Origin of the sequence: Psychrobacillus sp. MER TA 171, assembly GCF_023713305.1 — a bacterium.
In the GTDB taxonomy this organism is placed as follows: domain Bacteria; phylum Bacillota; class Bacilli; order Bacillales_A; family Planococcaceae; genus Psychrobacillus.
In genome coordinates this window covers 26,654-43,938 of record NZ_JAMAWN010000027.1, presented here as the reverse complement: position 1 = coordinate 43,938, position 17,285 = coordinate 26,654, and the positions used below count along the sequence as shown (strand labels likewise).

Below are 17,285 nucleotides of genomic sequence, written 5' to 3'. Positions count from 1 at the left end.
CTTTTTTAAAAGCAGAAAAATGAGAGGTTTATTTGGTATGCGCAAAAAGTGTTCATTTGGAAAGTATCACTTAAGTAATTTCCAATTCATTTCTTTTTTTCGCTTGACATATTACCACTGGGCTTGTGAATATAAAGCAAATAGATAGTTACTTATAAATAAAATAAGAGGTTCACAAATTTATAACCTCCCTCTTATAAAATGTCTCCTATCATTTTATATCAGAATAGTCAAAATTAATATGCATTTTATACTATTTACTGTAAGAACTTACTAATTTATTCTTATACAAAATAAAAAAGGTTCCTGACAGCTGTCAAGAACCTCCACGTTTCTTACTTATTTTAGTTCCCCTACATAAATGGATTGTGGGCGGAAAATAGTATTGTCTCTAATTTGCTCAATTGCGTGTGCTGTCCATCCAACCATTCTTGCTGCACTAAATGTCGGTGTAAATAGTTCCGCTGGCATGTCAATTGAACGCATGATCGCTGCAGCATAATATTCTACATTTGTGTATAATTTACGCCCCGGCTTATGTTCTGCTAGTAACTCAATAATCTCCTTTTCAGCTATAGTCGCTATGTCTAGCCAAGGATCTTTCCCTTGTAGATTAAGGCATTTATCTCTCAGTAAAATAGATCGAGGGTCTTCAGTTTTATAGATGCGGTGACCAAAGCCCATAATTTTTTCACCGCTCGTAATCTTGTCTCTTACAATATCTCTAATCATTGTAGGATTTTTAAACTCATTGAGTAGTGAAATTACTCCGGAAGGCGCACCACCATGCAATGGTCCCTTCATTGTTCCTAATGCTGATGTTACTGCTGCAGTTAAGTCTGACTCGGTTGAAATAGTTACTCGAGCAGCAAATGTCGATGCATTCAAACCATGCTCCATCGTCAGCTTTAAATAAGTTTCAAGTGCTTCAACTTGTACATCTGTTGGCACTTCCCCATTTAACATCCATAAATAGTTTGCTGTATGGTTAAGCTCTTGTTTAGGTTCAACTATCGGTAATCCTTTTTGATTTCGGTAATGCCTTGCAATAATAACTGGCAATGCAGCCGTTAAAATTACTGCCTGCTCCTCTAGCGTTTTTTCCTTAAATTCTGTATGTGCAAAGGCAGAAATTGCTGTTCTCATGGCATCCATTAAAGAAACATCGCTTGGAAGAGCATCAATAATGGCGATTATATGATTTGGTAACACTCTATATTCTTTTAATGATGCCAAACTTGTATTTGCTCTTTCCCCTGACCATAAAAAGCTTGCGATATCTTCAAATGTCCCTTCATTTATAAGCTCATCTACCTTCACACCTCGGTATCTAAGCTCACCCTTCTCCCCGTCAACTGATGCAATTTTTGTATGAACGGCAACTACATCCTTTAGTCCCTTTTGAAACATACGAAACGCCTCCTTTTTCTTTATTATATTTCAAAACATTGATAATAAAAATTAAATATATATAATTATATTAATTAAAAAAATTAATTGAGTGGGTGTATATATGGAATACCATTGGTTAAAAACATTTTGTGTAGCAGCAGAAACCTTAAACTTTCGAAAAGCCTCTGAAAAATTAATGGTTTCTCAGCCTAGTGTAACTGTCCATATTAAATTGCTTGAAGAATATTTAGGTACCCCTCTTTTCGATCGAGTAAACAATCGTGTTTCTCTTTCAGACGCTGGTAAATTTTTTCTTCCAGAAGCTATGCGGCTTGTCCAACAAACAGATCATAGCGTCAACAATGTACGTGCATTCGCACAAGGGTATCGACGAAAATGGACTATTGCCATTTCTCCGCTTATGGCAGAGACAATCCTTCCTTACTTTTTAAAGACTTTCTTAAAGCGTCATCCAGACTTAGAGATAAATATTCGGGTAGAGGAATCCAATCTAATTGAGGATTTAGTAGATACAGGTGAAGTAAATATAGGAATATCAGCAATTGATTCTCAGAAAAAAAATATAGAATCTATTTCTATTTATGAGGATCCTATTCTATTTTTAATGCCATACGATGGTTTTGATGAAGAAAATGGACCCCCAATAGATATTAAGGATATTCTTCAAAAAAATTATCTTTTTACACACCATCATCCTGTGTTTTGGGATGAACTGTTATTAAAGCTGAATAAGCATGTAGTTGGATTAAGAACGATGAAGGTTACGCAGGCACACATAACTAAACGCTTTATACAAGAAGGACTCGGTATATCCTTTCTTCCTCACTCTATTGTGAGACGAGAATTAATCGAGGGAAAGATGATGCAACCACATTTTGATTTGTTTGAACTGCCTACAGTTTCTACATTTATAATTGTTAAAAAGAAGGGGGTGCTCGAAGAAGAGTTTATATCCCAAATTTCCAAATATTATTTTGGGTAAAATAAGCATATGTATGAGCAGGAACTTTCTTCATACTTTCACTTTCAAATCAAAACAAAAACGTAAAAAAGTTGCTGTTTTTTACGTTTTTGTTTTATTGATTACCTACATCAGCATCTTTTATCTACAATTACTCTAGAATAGTGACATCAACTATTTCATCAATCTTTACTTCATAAAAACGATAGGGATCGTCTAACTCAAGAACACGCCTATTTAAATCAATCCATTGAATCGTTCCACGATGATATAAAAATTCTCCATCCTTCCAACGTTTAACTTTTATATCTACATTTCTTTTCATAGCAATTTCTATTTGTTCCTGAATTGCCTCGTAGTCGAATTCGTTTAGATCTGGGCGTGGAACTTTTTTTATCTCCTCATGATAGTCTCTCAGCATTGTTACATGTTCTGGCAACATCATAGCCACCCATTTTTTCGAGCCTCTATCACGTATTTTAGATAAATCAAACTCCTCGAAATTAGTCATCTCCATCACCTTTCTTTTTTGACTATTATACAGAACACACGTTCTTAATACAACCGCCAATTTATACCTAGGCATGAAAATCCTTTACATAATAGTTATCCTTAAGAAAGTAATTGCTTAATAAAAAGTCGCCATTATTGCCAGCAATATTATTATTAATGTTTTTTAAAATGGATATTTATGTTAAATTTATAGTAGGTTCTATATTACAGAGAGGGAGATCAAGATGATTGCAACTAACAAAAATAGTAATACATTAAATAATTTTGTGTATGCCGTTTTACTTATGCTAACAGGATATGGAGTGAGTTATTTTAATAATCAACTTTTTAACGGATTTGGTACATTTATTTGGTTTACTATTTTCATTTTATTATCCATTAGTTTTAGTTCGGTTAGAAATTTAATTGTACCTTTAATAAACTTCAAGCCATTTAAAAGTTCTTGGACATATCTATATATGTTAGTAGGAATTATGATCCCCTACCTAATATTAAAGTTAAGCTTTCATTATGAAATTTTAATGGACCGAAGTATTATCGTTAATTATAAAAATGGTTGGCTTGAGGGTCCCAACCAACTTTCCTTAATAGATGCTGTCATCTTAGCTCCAATTTGGGAGGAGCTTCTTTTTAGAGGGGTACTACTATTTGCTCTATTGAAAGTGGTGAAGCCTGTATGGGCTGTAGTTATTACTTCGTTATTTTTCTCTCTTTTCCATCCTGCCTACCTATTCCTTTCACTTATTGCAGGGGTGGTATTAGCTTGTATAACTATAAAAACTAAGTCCGTTCTACCCTCCATGGCTATTCATTCTACCTGGAACTTGTATACTGGAAAGCTATTTCTATTCTTTTAACCGATTACAGCAGGCATTTTTATATAGCAACTCAAAAGAAAGTACACTAAAAAAGGCCCTGCATATAGCAGAGCCTCGAATACATATTACATTAATTCTTTTGCTAGCAATCGGTAAACGTCTAGTCGCTTTTGTTGAGAGTGTGGGATACTACAAATCATCACTTCATCGAAGCCATAATATGCCTGCTCCTCTTGAAGAGTATTAGCTACTTCCTTTGCAGATCCTACTAAGTGGATTTTGCGGTTTTCTTGAATCATCATCCGATCCATTTCTGTTAAAGGATAATTTTGTGCCTCTTCCGGTGTCATAAGCTGGCTAATCTGTCCTTTCATAAGTGAAAGTCTAGAAATATCTTGTGGTAGCGCCTCAAATTCCGCCTCTTCCTTAGTTTCTGCAGCAGTTACTAAATAGGTTACATTGATTTCTGGCTTTTCCATAAATGCTGAAGGTTTAAAATTCGAACGATAAGCATTTAAAATTGTTGGAGTCATCCCACCCTGGAAGAACTGAGCAAATGAATAACCTAGTCCCATCTGTCCAGCCTTAATCGCACTGTTTCCAGTAGATCCAAGCAGCCATGCTTCAGGAAGGACGACGTTAGATGGTGAAGCAATGGTTCTATTATAGACACTGTCCTCAGGAACCTCATCATTTAAAAGCTCTAGTGCTGTTCCTAATTTTTCGTATAAATTATTCACCATAGGCGGACGTCCTTCTGAAAGAGCGTACATCGCATAGTTGTCCCCGCCCGGGGCACGTCCTACTCCAAAGTCAATTCTTCCTGGAGAAAAAGCACTTAACGTTTTAAATACCTCCGCCAGCTTAAGCGCTGAGTAATGCATCATCATTACTCCACCCGTTCCAATTCGAAGGTTTGTCGTTTTCGCAGCAAGTTGAGCAGCAATAATTTCTGGAGCTGAGCTTGCAAAAGCACTTGTTCCGTGATGCTCCGCCATCCACATTCGGTGATAGCCGAGCTCATCAGCTAAAATTGCTAGTTCTTCTGCTTTTTTCAATGCATCTATTGCATTATTTCCTTTAGTGATCGGTGCTTGATCTAAGACACTTAATTTCATATATATATTCGCTCCTTCGTTTGCAATACATTCTCTACTTTCTATTTAAATGCTATAGAAATAGTAAGAAAAAGTAAACGAAAGGGTCTTGGAATTTCCTAAATAGATAATAAGGGGAGCCTCTTTAAAAGAGACTCCCCACACCTAAAGAGCGGACACGCACCTACAGGTAAGAAAGTGTCACCTAAACAGATAAAAAAGCCCGCCTTGGCGGACTTTTTTATTGGAATCGGTCGGTTTTTACACATAATCGGTTGGTTCGAGCCGATAATCGGTCGGTCACCCTGAATAATCGGTCGGTCACCCCGAAAAATCGGTCGGTCAACACTCACTCGAGACCATCCCTCAATTTATATCTAATTTTTGGACACCTATTGCTAGCTCTAGGTGTATTTTAGTATAATGAAGTATTTTCTTTCGAAATGTTTTCTAATATTTCTTTTACACGAGCCAAGAAACGACCACAAACTAGGCCATCTAATACACGATGATCAAGAGATAAGCATAGATTCACCATATCTCTAGCTGCAATCATGCCGCCCTCCATAATTACTGGTCGTTTTACAATAGACTCTACCTGAAGAATTGCTGCTTGTGGATAGTTAATGATCCCCATCGACTGAACAGAGCCAAATGAACCTGTATTGTTTACAGTGAAGGTACCACCTTGCATTTCATCAGATTTTAGCTTACCAGAGCGGACTTTTCCAGCTAGCTCCATTACTTCTCGAGCAATGCCTTTAATCGTCTTTTCGTCTGCATGCTTAATTACCGGAACAAATAAGGCATCATCTGTTGCAACTGCAATTGAAATATTGATGTCTTTCTTTTGGATAATTTTGTCGCCAGCCCACATAGAATTCATCATTGGAAATTCTTTTAATGCTTGTGCAACTGCTTTCACAAAGAATGCAAAATAAGTAACATTAAAGCCTTCTTTTTGTTTAAATTCATTTTTAATCGAATCACGGTATTGTACTAGGTTCGTCACATCTACTTCAATCATCGTCCAAGCGTGAGGTGCCTCATGCTTACTACGAAGCATATTTGCAGCAATTGCTTTACGGACACCAGTTACTGGAATTTCGATGTCACCTGCTCCGACTGGGACATTAATAGCAGCTGGCTTTGTTTGAGTGTTAGTAGGAGCAGAAGCTATAGCCGCTTTTTCCTCCACCTTAGCCTCGCTAGCTGGAGCTGTTTGTGGAATGTCTCCACTTTCTATTATTTTAAGTAAATCTTTACGAGTAATTCTTCCTTCATTACCAGTACCAGTCACTAAGGAAAGGTCGATGTTATGTTCCTGAGAAAGTTTTAGGACTGCTGGTGAGTAACGAGCTTTTGCTCCTTTTGCACGGTCTGCTGGCGCTGACTGTGCATGTTTATTCACCTCAGCAGGTTTAACCGTTTCAGCAGTTGGTTCTTCAGGCGCAGCTTCCTTTACCTCTACGATTTCTTCAGAAGAGCCTCCTTCTGTTTCAATCGTACAAACGATTTCTCCTACTGCAAGTGTATCTCCTTCATTGGCAATTAGTTCTTTAATAACTCCCGTGAAGGAAGAAGGTACTTCTGCAGTAACTTTATCTGTATTAACCTCAGCAAGTGCGTCATACTTATTGACATGATCGCCTGGTTTTACTAACCATTTTTCGATTGTCCCCTCGGTTACACTTTCCCCAAGCTGAGGCATTTTAATTTGTTCTAGTGCCATATGGGTTCCTCCTTTATAGATCAAATTTGCTTAGGCGTTTTTCCATTAGCTTAATATTCCGCCAGCTCACGCATTGCTTTTTCGACTTTGTCTGGATTAATCATAAAGAATTTTTCCATGGTAGGCGCATATGGCATAGCTGGAACATCAGGACCTGCAAGGCGCATAATCGGAGCATCTAAGTCAAACAAGCAATTTTCTGCAATAACCGCTGCTACCTCACTAATAATACTACCTTCTTTGTTATCCTCCGTTACAAGTAATACTTTACCTGTTTTAGAAGCAGCTTCTATAATTGAATCTTTGTCTAACGGGTAAATTGTACGTAAATCTAAAATATGAGCTGAAATACCGTCTTTTTCTAAGCGTTCTGCAGCTTGAAGTGCGAAATGGACAGCTAATCCATAAGTAATAACCGTAATATCTTCCCCTTCACGCTTTACGTCTGCCTTACCAATTTCAATCGTATAATCGTCGTCCGGAACTTCTCCTTTAATAAGGCGATAAGCACGCTTGTGTTCAAAAAACATAACCGGGTCCTCATCACGAATAGCTGCTTTTAACAATCCTTTCGCATCATACGGAGTAGAAGGAATAACTATTTTTAGACCTGGCTGGTTAGCAAAGATAGCCTCTACAGATTGAGAGTGATAGAGAGCACCATGAATACCCCCACCAAAAGGAGCACGAAATACGATTGGACAAGTCCAGTCATTGTTAGAGCGGTAGCGAATACGAGATGCCTCCGAGATAATTTGGTTAACTGCAGGCATGATAAAATCTGCAAATTGCATTTCTGCGATTGGACGAAGACCATACATGGCAGCTCCGATTCCTACACCCGCAATAGCTGATTCTGCAAGTGGTGTATCTAACACTCTATATTCACCGAATTCATCGTAAAGTCCGTTTGTTGCTTTGAACACGCCACCCTTACGACCAACATCTTCCCCAAGAACGAAAACGCGCTCATCGCGGGTCATTTCTTCCTTCATTGCAAGTGTTATTGCATCAATATAAGACATGATTGCCATTATGCGTTCCCCCCGTCTTTTTCAGCATAAACATGTTTTAATGCATCTTCTGGAGCAGCATATGGTGCAGCCTCTGCATAATCAGTTGCCTCATTTACTTCCTTCATAATGCGGTCATTGATCTCTTTTTCTAAATCGGTAGAAAGAATATCTAAATCTCTTAAATACTTTGCAAATGTAATAATAGGATCTAAAGCTTTTCCTTCTGCAATGTCTTCTGCCGTACGGTATTGTCTATCATCGTCATCTGATGAATGAGCTGTCAAACGGTAAGTAACGGCTTCTATAAGACTTGGTCCTTCTCCGTTTCTTGCGCGGTCAGCAGCTTCTTTTACTACTCTGTATACCTCGATTGGATCTTTACCATCCACCGTTACGCCTGGCATTCCGTAGCTACTCGCGCGGTCTGCAACATTTTTACTAGCAACCTGACGCTCAAAAGGAACTGATATCGCATATTTATTGTTTTCCACCATTGTTATACAAGGTAAATGATGTACTCCTGCAAAATTTAAGCCTTCATGGAAATCTCCTTGGTTAGATGAACCTTCTCCTAATGTAACAAAGGTAATGAAGTCTTTCTTTTCAATCTTGGCAGCTAAAGCAACACCAACAGCATGAGGTAGCTGCGTTGTAACTGGTGATGAGCCTGTTAAAATACGATTTTTCTTTTGCCCAAAATGTCCTGGCATTTGACGACCGCCAGAGTTTGGATCCTCTGCTTTAGCAAATGCTGATAGCATTAAATCTTTTGGAGTCATACCGAAATGTAAAACTACCCCCATATCTCGATAGTAAGGAGCGATATAATCCTTTGTATTATCTAAAGCAAATGCCGCCCCTACCTGAGCTGCCTCTTGTCCCTGACAAGAGATAACGAATGGAATTTTACCTGCACGGTTTAACAGCCACATACGCTCATCAATACGGCGCGCCATTAACATCGTCTCGAACATTTTTAATACATCTTCATTTGATAACCCTAATTCCTTATGACGATTGTTTGTCATATAGAGATCCCCCTTTTTTTACATATGAATCGCTTTACCATCAACAGCTAACGCTGCTTCTCCCATTATTTCACTTAAGGTTGGATGTGGATGAATTGTATGTGCCATTTCCCAAGGAGTAGCATCTAGAACCATAGCCAAACCAGCTTCTGAAATCATATCTGTGACGTGAGGTCCAATCATATGAACTCCTAAAATATCATTGGTTGCCTTATCTGCCACAATTTTAACAAAGCCATCCGATTCACCGTATACAAGAGCCTTACCAATTGCTTTAAAAGAGAACTTGCCTACTTTTACATCAAATCCCTTTTCTTTTGCCCGTTGCTCTGTAATTCCAACACTTGAGCTTTCAGGACTTGCATAAATACAGCGAGATACAAGATTGTAATCCATTGGAATTATGTCTTCTCCAGCAATATGCTCTATCGCTGTAATCCCCTCATGGCTTGCTACATGTGCCAATTGAAGTCCACCAATTACATCGCCAATTGCATATATATGAGATTCTTTTGTTTGAAATGTGTCAGAAACCTGAATAAATCCATTTTCAATCACGATATCTGTATTTTCTATACCAATACCTTCTGTGTTTGCTTGTCTACCAACAGATACAAGCATTTTCTCAGCAGTAAATGATTGAGTTTCCCCATTAACTTCAGCAGATATAGTAACTACGTTGTCTGCTGTATCTAAAGTATCTGGAAGTACTTTTGCATTTGTTGCAAATGTGATCCCCTTTTTCCCTAGAAGCTTTTGCATTTCTTTGGAAATATCTTTGTCTTCCGTAGGAATAATTCGATCAGCGTATTCGATTACTGTTACTTCTACTCCAAAGTCGTTTAGCATGGATGCCCATTCTATACCGATAACTCCTCCACCAACTATGAGAATAGACTTAGGTAGCTCTGTCATTGCTAACGCTTCATCCGAAGTCATCACTAGAGATCCATCTATTGACAAACCTGGCAAAGAGCGAGGGCGTGAACCAGTGGCAATGACTACATTTTTCGGGATAAGCATTTCATTTTCTTCACCATTGTTCATCTCAACCGAGACGGTCCCCCCAGGAGACGGAGAGAAAATAGATGGCCCGAGCATTCTGCCTGTTCCTTCATACACATCAATCTTGCCTTTTTTCATCAATCCCTGAACTCCTTGGAATAATTGGTTCACAATGGATTCCTTACGGGCTTGCACTCTACTAAAATCTAATGTTACTTCACTCGTATTTACGCCAAAGTCGGCCGCATGATTTTTAGTAGTAGAAAAAACCTCCGCACTTCGAAGTAAAGCTTTACTTGGAATACAACCTTTATGTAAACAAGTACCACCTAGTTTGCCTTTTTCAACAATAGCTGTTTTTAAACCTAATTGAGCTGAACGAATGGCAGCTACATACCCACCAGTTCCTCCGCCAATAATTACTACGTCGTATTCTTTTGCCAAATAAATCCTCTCCTTCCAAATAAGAAGGCCGCTTTACAAAAAATCTATAAAGTCGGCCAATTTGCTGCTAGGATATAATTATTGATTAACGGCCATTTAAAATATGTTTTCCGTTTTGTAGAAATTGACTACGAGATTTGCTTACACGCGCGATGCGCTCTTCAGCTAAACGGTCAGCAGCAACATAAGTTGGAATCCCGTCACGTTTTGAAATTTCAAAAATACGTTCAATTTTGTCATAGATACCTGCCACGCGTTTCATCGCACGGTCATGGTTGTAACCATATAATTCATCTGCTACATTGATCACTCCACCAGAGTTAATAACGTAATCTGGTGCATAAACGATACCCATTTCATGAATGATGTCGCCATGTGTAGTATCTTTCAATTGGTTGTTAGCTGAACCAGCAATTACTTTAGCTTTCAACTGTGGAATCGTAGCGTCGTTAATAATTGCTCCAAGTGCACAAGGAGCAAAGATATCTACGTCCTGTGAGTAAATTTCATCTGTTCCGACTTGTACTGCACCGAATGCTTCTACTGCACGATCCACCGATTTTTGGTTAATATCAGCAACGATCAATTTTGCTCCTTCTTCATGTAGGAATTCACATAGCGTATAAGCAACATTTCCAACACCTTGTACGGCAATTGTTTTTCCTTCTAATGAATCAGAACCAAATGCTTCTTTAGCTGCAGCTTTCATCCCAACGTAAACACCATAAGCTGTTACAGGAGATGGGTTACCTGAAGAACCAAACGCCTCAGAAATACCAGTTACGTAGTTTGTTTCTTCATGGATAAGGTCCATATCTGCAACCGTAGTACCTACGTCTTCCGCTGTAATATAACGTCCATTTAACCCCTGGATGAAACGTCCAAATGCACGGAACATTTCTTCATTTTTATCTTTTAATGGATCACCAATAATTACAGTTTTTCCTCCACCAAGATTAAGTCCTGCTGCCGCATTTTTATAAGTCATACCTTTAGCAAGACGAAGAGCATCCTCAATTGCTTCTTCTTCCGAAGCATAATTCCACATACGAGTACCACCAAGAGCCGGTCCTAATGTCGTATCATGAATAGCAATAATCGCTTTAAGTCCTGAAGTTTTGTCTTGGCAAAATACTAATTGTTCATAATCATAAGTTTCCATATATTTAAAGATTTCCATTTGTAGTTCCTCCTAGTAGTTAAATTGGTGCTTGTATAAATGATTTATAGTAAATACCCCTATTTACGTGAACACTTTCCTTTTACACCAGATTGTGTTTTTCTAGTTTGTAATATAATGAGCGAAGAGAAATACTTAACTTTTTAGCTGCTTGTGACTTATTGCCATCGCAAATTTTAAGCGCTTGGGCGAGTACTCTTTTCTCCATTTCATCCATTTGGTCCGCAAGTGGAGCAATCGAATCTTCATCCTCCCCTTGTGACAACTGGAGCATCGATTTTGGTAAATGCTGTTCATCTACTAATCGTTCATTCGATTGAAGAAAAATCATGGAGCGGCTAATAATATTCTCTAACTCTCTGACATTACCTGGCCAATCGTAAAGACATAAGGTTTCGAGAGCTTCCTCTGAAAATCCTTCAATGTTTCTCCCAAATTCTTGGTTAAGTTTAACGAGCAATCGTTCTGCAAGAAGCGGAATATCCTTTTTCCTTTGTCGTAAAGAAGGTATATAAATCGGCATTCTATTTAACTGAAAATAGAAATCCTCCCTAAAGGTGCCATCTCTCATTGCCTTTTCCAAGTTAAGACTACTTGCAGCAATGATACGAACATCAACCTGCTTCGGGGTTGTGGCCCCGATAGGTATGATAATATTATCTCGCAAAACCTGTAGGAGCTTAGCTTGAGTTTTCTTAGTCAACTCACCAACTTCATCTAAGAAAACCGTGCCTTTATATGCTTCTTCTAATTTACCAGGATATTTGATGCCATCTTCCTCATATCCAAATAATTCACGTTCTAAAAGATGTTCCTCTAAAGAACTGCAATTAACTCGGATAAAAGGATAGCTTGAACGCCCACTTTCTCCATGAATGGCATGAGCAAACAAATCCTTTCCTGCACCGACCTCTCCCCTTAAAAGGACGGTAATTGGAACGTTAGCTGCTAGTTTAGCTTGTTCTATTGCTAAATTAATCTCATCTGAAGTCCCGACTATGTCTTCAAATGAATAAGTTGATTCTAGTGTTCTGATAATAGTTCTTGCGCGATCTAATTCCTTCATTAAACCTCGCATTTCAGTCATATCGTGAATAACACCGACACTACCCTTTAACTGGTTATTCACAATAATTGGAGCTACATTAACAATAACGTCCTTTTCTTGTTTTCCAACTCGAAGATTGACACCTCTAATAGGTTTTTTAGATTGAAGGACCTTTAAATGTATACTTTCGCCCTCCGAAATGTCGGCAGTAGCCGGCTTTCCTATTACCTCTTCTTCACTAAATCCAGTGATACGAGTGTATGCGGGATTTATCAATATACCTTTTCCTTCTTCATCCACTACCGAAATTGCATCATCACTTGAGTAAATGATAGCCTCGAGCATTTTTTGAATTTCCGTAAGGTTAGTAACTTCCTCTGCAAGACGAACGACCTCAGAGATATCCTTAAAAACCGCAAAAGCACCAATTCTTTTTCCTTCTTCGTTTACCATCGGGTATCGAGAAGTGACTATTTTGGTACCGCTTTCAAGAGTAAGTTCTTTGTGAAGCTCAATCTTGCCAGTTTCAAATATTCTCGGTAATTCACTTAAAGAGATTACATCTGCTACATGCTTACCTAGGGCATCCTCAACAAGAATTGAGGTCATTCTTTCGGCACTCTTATTGAAAAAGTTAACAATACCTTGGCTATTAATGCCAATCATTCCTTCTTCAATAGAATTAAAAATGAGTTCCTGTAATGCTTTTTTCTGATCAATAATTTGAATATATTTGTTTTTCTCTTCTATTAATGTAACGATTAAGTTGGCTATCTCGCCAGGAATCAGTACAGCTGTAGCCGGCCTATTTTGAAGTAATTCATAGAAAACTTCCTTTCGACCAGTCACATCAATAATGATTTGAATATCATTGCTTAACAAGCTTTTCCATTCTGAATAGGTTGGTATATTTTGTTGTTTAGCGTAGATCATTCCAGGAGCCTCATCATTAATATCAACAATAGCAGTAACCTGAAGGTAATCTGCCTGCTCTATTAATTTGAGAAGTGCATATCCACCGTTACCAGCACCTACAATGAGTATGTTTTGCAAAAATATGCACACCCCCACTTTTTTTCTGCAACTTATTGCATTTCTTCTATATCATACCGTAACTTTCTGACATTGACAATCCTAAACTTGGATGTAAAATTAAAATAGTAGAGAACAGGAGTGAAAAAAGTGGCTCGTTTATTGGCTTTAATCGTATTATTAATACCTGGAATTTTAGCAGCATTTGGAATCAAACTGATGAGAGATACATTTTTTGGTCTACAAATACTTCCACTTGGTGGATTAGCGGTACAGTTTATTTGTGGTCTTCTATTTACAGTTTTAGGTTTAGGATTTTTCGCAGGATTTCTACTCAATAGAGATAGAAAAAATGGAAAAGTTGCTCCACGATTTCAAAAGAAAAAGGACAATGACTTATAATTAACGCACTCAAATAGCCTGATCAGTGTCCACAGCTAGTCTTTATCTATTGATGAAGTATCAAATAAAAAAATAACGTTAAAAAAAAGACACTCTCTGTCCAAAATGAACAGAGAGTGTCTTTTTTTGCTTAAAGAGCTCATATTTGGGGCATTCACCCTTATTCGACATAGTATAACGAGTTCAATACTCATTTTAGCAAAGTTATTTATCTTTTGGTCCGATTTTGCTGTTCGATTACTTTCCTTGGATAATCCGTGATCCAGCCAATAACCGCCTCATGAGGATTTATCAAATATTTCTCGGTACCCTTAATGTTATAAAAACGCATGGGAAATCCGGCATCCCAAATCTTGTTCATCAGGTCAGTCCCGTAAAACTTTTTGTTAAGATGTATTGCCTCATAGTTCCGGTTAGACAATATCTGATCCCAACTAGAACTCTTTTTACCAATGAAAGCTGTTTTTGTTTTTATAGGCATTCTTTGAATAACTTCTAGAATGCTTTCTTCAAAGGAAGAATAATGCACATCCTTAATAGCCTCGGTCTTATAGACAACCTCTTCAATTTTTTCGGTTTTGCCAAGAAAGGATTCCTTGAATTCCACGTTTAACTTCATATTTGTTTGCTTAAAAAATGTAAGAAAATCCTCTAAGCTCAACACTCGTGAATATAAAAATCTGCGCACAATTGTTTTCCCGAGCTTTAGCTTAAGAATTTCCTCCGCTGCCATATCAGTGATTCTTTTATTGATACCAGCTAGTCTAAAAAAGTCTATATCATGGGTCACGAAAGCAATTCCATCTGCTGAAAGCTGTAGGTCCATTTCAATACCATCTACACCTATTTTACTTGCAGCTTCAAAAGACTTTAAAGAATTCTCTACATACTTTGTCGCTCCACCTCTATGAGCGTATACAGGTATATTAGACATTTAACTCCCCATTTTCTAACTTAAATTTTCCTTTTGTAGTACTTGCTACGAAGGTAGATTTATTACCTATTTGTATATAGGTACCCGGATTAGCTTCTTTTGTAACATTCACATAGTATTCCGCTTTACTTCTTAGCATTCTTAAAATTCGTTGGATTTCCTTATCAGCTTCTTTCATTTCTTGCTGTAGCAGATTATATTTTTGTTTAACCTGTTCATACATTCCATTTTGTTGCGTTGTCATTTTGCCTTTGAACTGACCTAGCTGACTGATTTGATAGTTTAATTTAGTCGATTCTTCTTGATGCTGTACTATTTTTTCTGCTAGCATCTTTGCATTTTCAGTTAAAATTTTTCGATCGATCCCCTGTACAATTAACTCTGTCTTCCTTTCCATACTATTACTACTATATGCAGTAGTAATCGAATGAACTGCCACAGCTTTTCCACCAATAATCTTCCCCTTACGTTCGTCCAATATAATTTCATTGGCAAACATAGAAACACCAAGGGCATAGAAACCGATATGTATATTTTCCTTTGCGTCTAATGTACATTCATTTGCATGTTTAAGATATATATTATTATGAGCTTCCACCTTTGTTACTCCCCGTCCGAAAATGCCTCCTTTTATAAAGACATCTCCTTCAGCAGACTTGATCAGTTCAGCTGAATTAACGCCATCTTTCCCTTCAATAGACACATCTCCAGAAGCAATTACTGAATAGCCAGCCATTACAGAGCCTTTCACTTGAATTGATCCATCGAATTTCAAATTTCCTGTTTCTATACCGACATCTCCGTCAACTACCAAATGCTTTAATACAGAGAGAACCCCATTTACTTCTCCAATTACACCTTTTGTTTTCGAGCGAAGTACAATTTTTCCTCCCTCCTCTATTTCGTAGGCTGTCTTGGGATCATATTTAAGGGTGATATCGTCTCCAGGAGCTGCTTTAACAGTTTCCCCATATACATTCGTCCCATCCCCCCCTTCTTTAGCGGGTATTTTCTCTCCTAACCATGAGCCCTCATGGATTTCTTTTAAAAAATTCATATCAAAATAATCTGCTTTACCATCTTCATTAATAACCGGTTTTTTTTCAGCCTGCGCTAAATAGCTTACTTGTGCATCTAAACCTTTCTGAGATGGTGTACCTTGAGCAATAATGAACGGTTTTCCGGGTTTTAAAGACAATATATCTATGTTTTTTTTGCCATATGTAATATTATTTTTTTCTAATGCAATATGTATTTGAGATTGTACTTCTATTATATTTTCTTCAATATAGCTTTTTGATTCATTAACGGTTATAAGTGCCTGCATATAGTCTAAGCTAACATCTAACTCAACCAAATCAATCCAATTTCCGATTTCTATTGGTTCCGTAGACTTAGCCGAGAGTGCTTTTTTTAATGTCATAAAGCTTGTAATTTTAAAGCGAGGATTTTTTCGAGGATATTCTTCAAATTTTTTCAAACTGTATCCTTCTCTTTTGGTAAAAAGAAAAACCTTACCATCCTTTACAGACAAGGTTATGTGATCATTATCTTCTATTATCAAGTTTCTCACCCATTCCATATTATCTTAACTACTTACTTCATGTATTTTGAAATGACTCCCTTAAATTTGAGATCTAAATTCAGATGAAAGACACTTACTTTTAAAATCACCTGAGTCTTAATGACTATTCGAAAAACAAATCATTATACTTATTTAATATATATGATTAAGTCGGATAATACCATGAATTTTCTGGAAATTAGTTAGTTAATCTCATTTTATCACAATAATTTTCAATTATGAATTATTTTCATTTTAGCCAAAAAAAGTATCTATTTCTACGGAAATATCCATAATACTATCAACGATCATCGCGATGAATTCACTATTAGTAGGTTTAGATATGTACACTTGGACTCCTATGATATTGTCATATTTTTGATCACATGAGTTATGCAGAAGTAAAACTGCCTTCTCAACTATAGATGGCAAAAAAATTACAGGTTATATATAAGAAGTCAGCCCAATAAGGTGACACCAAGTATGATTATGTTATAATAATATTCCCTTAATTTACCTAAATATCGAAGATGAGAGGAAGAAACCCAATGTCACTAACTCCAATTGAAAAAGCTAAAAAGATATTACGAGGTATTGAAGAAGGCGACTTTTTATTTGATATGCACGGCCAATGGAGACACGAATATTATGACGATTACTTTAAATATTTTAATCATCCTGATCCCGAATTACGTAAGTGTTCTCTTATTATCTTTTGGTCTGGTCTTGGAAAAACGTGGCAGGGAACGGGTACTGTCTTCGCACCACTTAAAGAAAGAGAAGAATATGGATATGCTGATTCAAATAAAATTTATCTTTTCGAAGATTACATTAAATCATTCTTAGAAAATAAAGAAAGTATAAAAAAAGATTATCCGTTACTATATGAGGACTTGATAAGGTTTTTAATAAAGTTGGATATTCAAAAACGATTTGAAGATTCATTTGTTGAAGTTGATAAGGAACTTTTTGTAGAACTTAGAAAAGTCCTAGATGAATATAAAGATCTAGATGAATTTGGTGAATATTGTTTTGCTGATTACAATGAAATATATAAAGAGTGTGGATTTCCACCATTCTATTGGAAATGATGAATTG

General features: G+C 37.1%; 16 protein-coding genes. 4 read left to right on the top strand and 12 right to left on the bottom strand.

Features of this window, described 5'->3' with window-relative positions; translation table 11 throughout:
• Positions 1 to 339: 339 nt before the first annotated feature.
• The gene (locus tag M3627_RS18155) at positions 340 to 1,410 is read right to left on the bottom strand and encodes a citrate/2-methylcitrate synthase (protein WP_251556921.1); all 1,071 of its coding nucleotides are present in this window, start codon (positions 1,408 to 1,410) and stop codon (positions 340 to 342) included.
• Between the two features lie 103 nt (positions 1,411 to 1,513).
• Here M3627_RS18155 and M3627_RS18150 point away from each other — a divergent pair, with 103 nt between their 5' ends.
• Positions 1,514 to 2,395 carry a LysR family transcriptional regulator gene (locus M3627_RS18150; protein ID WP_251556920.1) on the top strand — a complete coding sequence of 294 codons (882 nt, stop codon included), beginning with the start codon at positions 1,514 to 1,516 and terminating at the stop codon, positions 2,393 to 2,395.
• A gap of 130 nt (positions 2,396 to 2,525) precedes the next feature.
• On the opposite strand, the gene M3627_RS18145 is transcribed toward M3627_RS18150, so the two are convergent.
• Complete coding sequence (locus M3627_RS18145; protein WP_169358158.1) at positions 2,526 to 2,885, bottom strand: YolD-like family protein; 360 nt, start codon at positions 2,883 to 2,885, stop codon at positions 2,526 to 2,528.
• A gap of 226 nt (positions 2,886 to 3,111) precedes the next feature.
• Between M3627_RS18145 and M3627_RS18140 the strand changes: the two genes are divergently transcribed.
• Positions 3,112 to 3,744, top strand: coding sequence for a CPBP family intramembrane glutamic endopeptidase (locus M3627_RS18140; protein ID WP_251556918.1), 633 nt, complete (start codon positions 3,112 to 3,114; stop codon positions 3,742 to 3,744).
• 86 nt (positions 3,745 to 3,830) lie between these two features.
• On the opposite strand, the gene M3627_RS18135 is transcribed toward M3627_RS18140, so the two are convergent.
• From M3627_RS18135 to M3627_RS18105, 7 genes are all read right to left on the bottom strand, one after another.
• On the bottom strand, positions 3,831 to 4,823 hold the full coding sequence (locus M3627_RS18135; RefSeq protein WP_251556917.1) for an LLM class flavin-dependent oxidoreductase: 993 nt from the start codon (positions 4,821 to 4,823) through the stop codon (positions 3,831 to 3,833).
• Between the two features lie 394 nt (positions 4,824 to 5,217).
• Positions 5,218 to 6,534 (bottom strand): dihydrolipoamide acetyltransferase family protein, encoded by a 1,317-nt coding sequence (locus M3627_RS18130; RefSeq protein ID WP_251556916.1) that lies wholly within the window; start codon positions 6,532 to 6,534, stop codon positions 5,218 to 5,220.
• A 50-nt stretch (positions 6,535 to 6,584) separates the two neighbouring features.
• On the bottom strand, positions 6,585 to 7,568 hold the full coding sequence (locus tag M3627_RS18125; RefSeq protein WP_251556915.1) for an alpha-ketoacid dehydrogenase subunit beta: 984 nt from the start codon (positions 7,566 to 7,568) through the stop codon (positions 6,585 to 6,587).
• Entirely contained in the window at positions 7,568 to 8,578 is a 1,011-nt protein-coding gene (locus M3627_RS18120) for a thiamine pyrophosphate-dependent dehydrogenase E1 component subunit alpha (RefSeq protein WP_251556914.1), read from the bottom strand. The genes M3627_RS18125 and M3627_RS18120 overlap by 1 nt, the downstream gene beginning before the upstream one ends.
• 18 nt (positions 8,579 to 8,596) lie before the next feature.
• Entirely contained in the window at positions 8,597 to 10,027 is a 1,431-nt protein-coding gene (gene lpdA, locus M3627_RS18115; RefSeq protein WP_251556913.1) for a dihydrolipoyl dehydrogenase, read from the bottom strand.
• A gap of 85 nt (positions 10,028 to 10,112) precedes the next feature.
• A complete protein-coding gene (gene bcd / locus M3627_RS18110) occupies positions 10,113 to 11,207 on the bottom strand; it encodes a branched-chain amino acid dehydrogenase (protein WP_251556911.1) in 1,095 nt (364 codons plus the stop codon).
• An 82-nt stretch (positions 11,208 to 11,289) separates the two neighbouring features.
• Complete coding sequence (locus M3627_RS18105) at positions 11,290 to 13,308, bottom strand: sigma 54-interacting transcriptional regulator (RefSeq protein WP_169358150.1); 2,019 nt, start codon at positions 13,306 to 13,308, stop codon at positions 11,290 to 11,292.
• A gap of 129 nt (positions 13,309 to 13,437) precedes the next feature.
• Here M3627_RS18105 and M3627_RS18100 point away from each other — a divergent pair, with 129 nt between their 5' ends.
• A complete protein-coding gene (locus tag M3627_RS18100; RefSeq protein WP_169358149.1) occupies positions 13,438 to 13,689 on the top strand; it encodes a DUF2627 family protein in 252 nt (83 codons plus the stop codon).
• 208 nt (positions 13,690 to 13,897) lie between these two features.
• Here the strand turns inward: M3627_RS18100 and M3627_RS18095 are convergent, their stop codons facing one another.
• The 3 genes from M3627_RS18095 to M3627_RS18085 form a co-directional block, all read right to left on the bottom strand.
• Positions 13,898 to 14,623, bottom strand: a complete 726-nt coding sequence (locus M3627_RS18095) for a glycerophosphodiester phosphodiesterase (RefSeq protein ID WP_251556909.1) — start codon at positions 14,621 to 14,623, stop codon at positions 13,898 to 13,900.
• Positions 14,616 to 16,103: a flagellar assembly protein A gene (locus tag M3627_RS18090; RefSeq protein WP_251556907.1), complete on the bottom strand. Its 1,488-nt coding sequence runs from the start codon at positions 16,101 to 16,103 to the stop codon at positions 14,616 to 14,618. The genes M3627_RS18095 and M3627_RS18090 overlap by 8 nt, the downstream gene beginning before the upstream one ends.
• Positions 16,104 to 16,442: 339 nt before the next feature.
• A complete protein-coding gene (locus M3627_RS18085) occupies positions 16,443 to 16,619 on the bottom strand; it encodes a sporulation initiation factor Spo0A C-terminal domain-containing protein (protein WP_251556905.1) in 177 nt (58 codons plus the stop codon).
• A gap of 116 nt (positions 16,620 to 16,735) precedes the next feature.
• Between M3627_RS18085 and M3627_RS18080 the strand changes: the two genes are divergently transcribed.
• Positions 16,736 to 17,278 (top strand): hypothetical protein, encoded by a 543-nt coding sequence (locus tag M3627_RS18080; protein ID WP_251556903.1) that lies wholly within the window; start codon positions 16,736 to 16,738, stop codon positions 17,276 to 17,278.
• Positions 17,279 to 17,285 lie beyond the last annotated feature (7 nt).

Bases quoted from the DNA above. Each gene is read 5' to 3' on its own strand.
- M3627_RS18155 (WP_251556921.1), bottom strand. From the start codon at position 1,410: ATGTTTCAAAAGGGACTAAAGGATGTAGTTGCCGTTCATACAAAAATT.
- M3627_RS18150 (WP_251556920.1), top strand. From the start codon at position 1,514: ATGGAATACCATTGGTTAAAAACATTTTGTGTAGCAGCAGAAACCTTA.
- M3627_RS18145 (WP_169358158.1), bottom strand. From the start codon at position 2,885: ATGACTAATTTCGAGGAGTTTGATTTATCTAAAATACGTGATAGAGGC.
- M3627_RS18140 (WP_251556918.1), top strand. From the start codon at position 3,112: ATGATTGCAACTAACAAAAATAGTAATACATTAAATAATTTTGTGTAT.
- M3627_RS18135 (WP_251556917.1), bottom strand. From the start codon at position 4,823: ATGAAATTAAGTGTCTTAGATCAAGCACCGATCACTAAAGGAAATAAT.
- M3627_RS18130 (WP_251556916.1), bottom strand. From the start codon at position 6,534: ATGGCACTAGAACAAATTAAAATGCCTCAGCTTGGGGAAAGTGTAACC.
- M3627_RS18125 (WP_251556915.1), bottom strand. From the start codon at position 7,568: ATGGCAATCATGTCTTATATTGATGCAATAACACTTGCAATGAAGGAA.
- M3627_RS18120 (WP_251556914.1), bottom strand. From the start codon at position 8,578: ATGACAAACAATCGTCATAAGGAATTAGGGTTATCAAATGAAGATGTA.
- bcd (WP_251556911.1), bottom strand. From the start codon at position 11,207: ATGGAAATCTTTAAATATATGGAAACTTATGATTATGAACAATTAGTA.
- M3627_RS18095 (WP_251556909.1), bottom strand. From the start codon at position 14,623: ATGTCTAATATACCTGTATACGCTCATAGAGGTGGAGCGACAAAGTAT.
- M3627_RS18080 (WP_251556903.1), top strand. From the start codon at position 16,736: ATGTCACTAACTCCAATTGAAAAAGCTAAAAAGATATTACGAGGTATT.